Source organism: Roseinatronobacter thiooxidans (assembly GCF_001870675.1).
Lineage (GTDB): Bacteria > Pseudomonadota > Alphaproteobacteria > Rhodobacterales > Rhodobacteraceae > Roseinatronobacter > Roseinatronobacter thiooxidans.
The window spans coordinates 1-1597 of the sequence record NZ_MEHT01000025.1; the positions used below are offsets into that span (position 1 = coordinate 1).

At 61.7% G+C, this 1597-nt stretch carries 1 protein-coding gene; it reads left to right on the forward strand.

Going from position 1 to position 1597, the window contains the following annotated elements; genetic code table 11:
* Positions 1-232: 232 nt before the first annotated feature.
* Positions 233-1594: an IS110 family RNA-guided transposase gene (locus BG455_RS11425; protein ID WP_071470143.1), complete on the forward strand. Its 1362-nt coding sequence runs from the start codon at positions 233-235 to the stop codon at positions 1592-1594.
* Positions 1595-1597 lie beyond the last annotated feature (3 nt).

Here is a 1597-nt window from a genome sequence, read left to right on the forward strand (position 1 = left end):
AAAAAACCGTTCCGGGCCGCAGCCCGCCTGTGCGCGGTATAAACAGCCTGTGCTATGCTGCGCCTGAAGGGCAGTTGCCGATGGCTTATTGGTGGGCTGGACCCCGTTAAAAAACGTGGCACATGGGCCGATGCGCACTTGAGAGTGGTGACGCCGCCATCGCGGTGATCCCGTTTAGGAAGATGACGAACTTGCATGGCCCACGCCCTTCGCCTTGAACGGAGGAGATGCCATGACAAAGCGCAAGACCGGTGGCCACCCGGACCTGAAGATGGTCAATCCCAATGCGGCCGCGATCGACATCGGCTCGACGATGCACATGGCGGCTGTGAACCCCGACACCGACATCATGCCAGTGCGCGCCTTTGGGACATTCACCCAGGATTTGCACGACCTTGCCGACTGGTTTCGGTTGTGCGGTGTCACCAGCGTGGCGATGGAGTCCACCGGCGTTTACTGGATACCGGCCTTCGAGATCCTGGAGGCACATGGCTTCGAGGTCATCCTCGTGAATGCCCGCTATGCCAAGAATGTGCCGGGCCGCAAAACCGATGTCAGCGATGCGGGATGGCTGCGCCAGCTGCATTCCTATGGCCTGCTGCGTGGCAGCTTCCGCCCCGAGGCTGAGATCGCTACCCTGCGCGCCTACATGCGCCAGCGCGAAAGGCTCACCGAGTATGCCGCCGCGCATATCCAGCACATGCAGAAGGCGCTGATGGAGATGAACCTGCAACTGCATCATGTCGTCTCCGACATCACCGGCGCGACAGGTATGCGGATCATCCGTGCCATCGTCGCGGGCGAGCGTGATCCTGAAGTGCTCGCCGCCTTCCGGGATGTCCGCTGTCGGTCGTCGATAGACACGATCAAGGCTGCGCTGGTCGGCAACGACCGTGAGGAGCATGTCTTTGCCCTGACACAGTCACTGGAGCTATACGACTTTTACAAGGCGCAGATCGAGGCGTGCGACCGCAGGCTGGAGGCTGCGGTGGGCGCGCTGACTGTCCGGGCTGACGGTGATCTGGCCCCACTGCCGAAGGCACGGATCAAGGGCAATCAGCACAATGCGCCGTCCTTCGATGTTCGGTCCGCACTTTACGGGGTGTTGGGCACAGACCTGACGCAGATCCACGGCCTCGGACCATCTCTGGTACTTAAGCTGGTGGCTGAATGCGGCACGGACCTGCGCGCCTGGAAAAGCGCCAAGCACTTCACGTCGTGGCTCTGTCTTGCCCCCGGGAACAAGATCTCCGGGGGCAAGCTGCTGTCTTCGCGGACACGCCGATCCTCCAGCCGCGCCGCTGCACTTCTGCGGCTGGCTGCCGTCACGATTGGCCGAAGTGACACAGCCTTGGGCGCTTTCTATCGCCGCCTCTCAGCGCGGATCGGCAAGCAGAAGGCGGTAACAGCCACGGCGCGCAAGATCGCAGTCCTGTTCTACAACGCCATCCGCCATGGCATGACCTATCAGGATCAGGGAGCCGCTGCCTATGACGAGCGGCATCGGCAACGTGTGCTGTCAAATCTTCAACGGCGCGCCAAGACCCTCGGATTTGCATTGGCGCCAATCCCGGAGACGGCGGCTGTTTCTTAGGAA